The sequence below is a fragment of the Prosthecobacter sp. genome, from assembly GCF_044378005.1.
Classification (GTDB): Bacteria; Verrucomicrobiota; Verrucomicrobiia; order Verrucomicrobiales; family Verrucomicrobiaceae; genus Prosthecobacter.
Genome location: NZ_JBILYB010000290.1, coordinates 1 through 3,467, shown reverse-complemented (window position 1 = coordinate 3,467; position 3,467 = coordinate 1). Strand labels below are relative to the sequence as shown.

Annotated in this window: 4 protein-coding genes and 1 pseudogene; 3 read left to right on the top strand and 2 right to left on the bottom strand. The window is 58.7% G+C overall.

Annotated elements, in window-relative coordinates:
- Positions 1–246 (top strand): annotated as a pseudogene (locus AC6FTP_RS26260) (ribonuclease H-like domain-containing protein); the annotation flags it as partial.
- 3 nt (positions 247–249) lie between these two features.
- Here the strand turns inward: AC6FTP_RS26260 and AC6FTP_RS26255 are convergent.
- Both AC6FTP_RS26255 and AC6FTP_RS26250 read right to left on the bottom strand, forming a co-directional pair.
- Positions 250–1,161: an endonuclease/exonuclease/phosphatase family protein gene (locus AC6FTP_RS26255; RefSeq protein WP_497209858.1), complete on the bottom strand. Its 912-nt coding sequence runs from the start codon at positions 1,159–1,161 to the stop codon at positions 250–252.
- A 4-nt stretch (positions 1,162–1,165) separates the two neighbouring features.
- Positions 1,166–2,170: a DUF5077 domain-containing protein gene (locus AC6FTP_RS26250; protein ID WP_497209857.1), complete on the bottom strand. Its 1,005-nt coding sequence runs from the start codon at positions 2,168–2,170 to the stop codon at positions 1,166–1,168.
- 123 nt (positions 2,171–2,293) lie between these two features.
- Between AC6FTP_RS26250 and AC6FTP_RS26245 the strand changes: the two genes are divergently transcribed.
- Together AC6FTP_RS26245 and AC6FTP_RS26240 are read left to right on the top strand one after the other, a co-directional pair.
- Positions 2,294–3,058, top strand: a complete 765-nt coding sequence (locus AC6FTP_RS26245) for a fibronectin type III domain-containing protein (RefSeq protein WP_497209856.1) — start codon at positions 2,294–2,296, stop codon at positions 3,056–3,058.
- The gene (locus AC6FTP_RS26240) at positions 3,058–3,330 is read left to right on the top strand and encodes a hypothetical protein (protein WP_497209855.1); all 273 of its coding nucleotides are present in this window, start codon (positions 3,058–3,060) and stop codon (positions 3,328–3,330) included. Before AC6FTP_RS26245 ends, AC6FTP_RS26240 begins: the two co-directional genes overlap by 1 nt.
- Positions 3,331–3,467 lie beyond the last annotated feature (137 nt).

Below are 3,467 nucleotides of genomic sequence, written 5' to 3'. Positions count from 1 at the left end.
CTCGGACACCGCATCAAACTGGAAGATGTGGCGGCAGCGAGTCTCGGCACAGGCAAGACTGCCGATGGCCTGCAGGCCTTGCGCTGGTGGCAGCAGGGGAAGATCCTGGAGATCGCTGAATACTGCGCCTACGACGTGAAAGTCACCAAGGAAGTCCACGAATTCGGCGCGAAGAACGGCTTCGTGAAGTTCAACGACAAGAATGGCCGCGAACAAAAAGTGGCCGTGAAGTGGAGCCTCGATTGAGGCTCAACGACGTCGCAGCCGAACCAAGATCGCGGCGTGATCGCTGCCCGTCAGGCACCAGATCTTCTTTGCCTCGGTGACTTCCCAATCCTTACCGACCCACACCTGGTCGATGCTGAGAAGCGGCAGCCCCATCGGCCAGGTCTCGCGAAAACCTGTGCCCATCACATCAAGCCCATTGACGAAGCTCCTTCGATGCTCATCGAAGTAATGGGATTCGAGCGGAGTGTTAAAATCACCGACGAGAATTGCATCACGCCGATTCTTGGACTGAGCGAAGGCCTCCTGGATTTGAAGTTCGCGCGAGTGGAAGAGCCCAGGATGCACATCAGCGACCACGACAGGGAAAGTGGGTCCCAGACCATCGACATCGAAGCGAGCAAAGGCACCCAAGCCCTCAAGCTTGCCACGCTCGCGATAGCGTGATGGCACGCGGGATAACCAAAGAATGCCACGCGGCATCCACGCGGCTTTGTAACCAGGGAGTTGTGCTTCGTAAGTCGTCGTGAGCTCCCCTGCCTCTTTGCCCGGTTCGACGAAGCCGGCGATGTGAGGCCGGTGCTTCATCACCAGTTCGATAGCTTCCTGATCCAATCCATTGGGGCGGCAAAGATTCCAGTACAGCAGTGTGACGTCATCTTTGGATGTGCTTGTGGGAGAGATTTTGTTTTTCCCCACGGCATAGGAAGTCATCGTCCACCAGAGCGTGAGTGAAATCATGGCTGCGAAGGCGATCTTCTGCAGCCAGCGGACACGGTGCGAACCTACCGCGAGCACGAAAGCCAGGGCAATGAGACATGGCTTGGGCATGCCATAAAACAGCACAGCCCAACTGACATGACGATCTTTCAACCACAGTTGCAGCACGATGCCGACGATGAGTGCCAGCCAAGCGAGCGCCGTGAACACACGCATGAGATCAGCCTGCGGGCGTGAGCACGACCTTCTGCACATCCAGAACCGCGGACTTTACTTTGTTCACGGGGTCAATCACGAGACGCTGAGTTCCAGCGGCGGTGATTTCGATCTCGCCTAGGCTCACATCCTGCCATTTTTGGAAGCCGCCGGTGTCCTGCGTGGTCCACTTCAGGGATTGCTTTCCCTGCTTCAGTTCGACTTCGCTGCCGTGATTACCACCACCGCAACCATAGCTGACGCTGACCTTGTATTTCCCAGGCTTCGTCGCGGTGAACTCCCACTCGGCAAAATCATCTGCTTCGGTCCAAAAACCGAGGCAGTTTTTCTCGGGTTTGGGTTCATAGCGCATGGTCTCCGACCATGTCGTCGCGTCCTTTGCCAGCAAGGTGACGCTGCCATCAGCGGCCTGAGTGATCGCCCCACCCTCGGCGGCGGGGATGAGCGCCACTTCGAGGAGCTTGAAGCTGCCATCCTCTGCTGGCGGGGTGATCATGGAGAAGGGGAAATCACCCGCGTTCTGAATGTGAACCGTGCCCAGATACACCCTGCGCGGCGTCACCGATGATTTGAGCGGCTTCTTGGAAACGAGGTCGCCGATGCGAAACTGCATACCCAGCGAGGCACGGCGCAGCGTGTAAGTCAGCCGCACTTGGTATTTGCCCCAGCGCTTGGCTTCAAACTTCGACCACAAATACGTTTCCCAATGCGCCTGGTTTGAATGTTCATAGTCGCTCGGACCAAAGGTGATGATGCCTCGGGTGGGCAGGTCTTCACGCTCCACGGGTTCAGCGCTGCCAAAGTCCCCGATGTCCACTGCTTCAGGAAAAGGCATCTCAGTCACCGGTTTCGCCGACTCGGCAGACGGTTTGGCCTCGGCGGTGACGGGTTTGACCTCGACTTTGGGTGTGGATTTCTCAGGGGCAGGGGCTGCCGCAGGTTTCTTGTCGCAAGCGGTCAGAGCGATGGCCAGCACGAGGGTGGCGGAGGTCAGGAAAGGTCGAATCATGGGAAGATGGGGCGAGACTGGCAGGAGGCCGCGCGGGCGGCAAGTCAGAACGGTTCGAATTCGGTTTCGTTAGCTGAGATTCCGGCGCTTGGCATTTCACTGGCAGCCGCTAGTCTCGGAATCATGCCAAGAGTCATCGCTGCTATTCTTCTTTTGTTTACCGTAGTGACGGCACACGCGGTGGAGTTAGTCTCTGGCCCGAAAGTCATGCAGAGTGAAAGCAGCGCCACCATCGCCTGGAGAACCGATGTGGCCTGCGGCACGCGCGTGAGCTACGGCACGACGGCGGGGAGGCTCGATCAGAAGCTCGAAGGCGTAGTCACTGATGACCACACCGTCACCCTCGGCAGCCTCACCCAGGGCACGACCTATTTCTACCAGGTCGGTAGCGCGCGTCAGCAGCTCGGTGCGGGAAGCTTTACCATGGGCAGCAATGTCAAACCCGCCGGTGCCGTCCCACCCAAAGTGGAGGCACCGAAGTCCATACTCGAAAAGCTTGTCGATGCCCTCACTCCCGAGGCACCGAAGACGAAGCCCGCGCCCGCACCATCCACCGCCGCACGAGCACCGCCAGCACGCGTGAGCTGGGGCTATTGGGAATCGCTCCAGGATCACTACAACCGCCACGGCTCTGATTTCCAAAGCCAGTCACCGGAAGACTACGCCGCCCAAGCTTGGCACTTCCTCCAGCGCGCGAAGGCCGGACAGCTTCAGATGAAGTGGGATGACGCTGATGAAACCCTCCGCGTCTATGATCCGAAGACACGAGCCTTTGCCGCCTACAATCGCAACGGCACGACGAAGACCTATTTCCGCCCAAACAACTCGAGCTACTGGCAGCGCCAGCCCGGCAAGCTCATCCAGCCCGCGCAACTGCACTTCAAGTGATGAAAACTACCCATAACTGTCCCGTCTGCGGATACGACCACCTGAAGGACGCCCCGCGCAGCAAATCTGGCGGCGGCTCCTTCGAGATCTGCCCTGCCTGCGGATTCCAATTTGGTGTCAGCGATGACGACGATGGCCTTTCCTATGAAGAATGGCGCGAAGGCTGGGTCGAGCGCGGCATGGAGTGGACCAGCAAAGGCATCACCCAACCCCGAGGCTGGAAGCCAGCGACGTTGCTGAAAGCCGTGGTGAAGAAGAAGCCTGCAAAGTGACGGGTCACCCAACCTTCATGCATCGCCTGTTTGTCCTCCTTGGTTTGGCCATCTCGCCAGTGCTCTTGGGCACCGAGACCCTGACGTACGAGGGCGCGCTTTATCATCTCTACCGAGTGCCCGCAGCACAGCAGTCG

Bases quoted from the DNA above. Each gene is read 5' to 3' on its own strand.
- AC6FTP_RS26250 (WP_497209857.1), bottom strand. From the start codon at position 2,170: ATGATTCGACCTTTCCTGACCTCCGCCACCCTCGTGCTGGCCATCGCT.
- AC6FTP_RS26240 (WP_497209855.1), top strand. From the start codon at position 3,058: ATGAAAACTACCCATAACTGTCCCGTCTGCGGATACGACCACCTGAAG.
- AC6FTP_RS26245 (WP_497209856.1), top strand. From the start codon at position 2,294: ATGCCAAGAGTCATCGCTGCTATTCTTCTTTTGTTTACCGTAGTGACG.
- AC6FTP_RS26255 (WP_497209858.1), bottom strand. From the start codon at position 1,161: ATGCGTGTGTTCACGGCGCTCGCTTGGCTGGCACTCATCGTCGGCATC.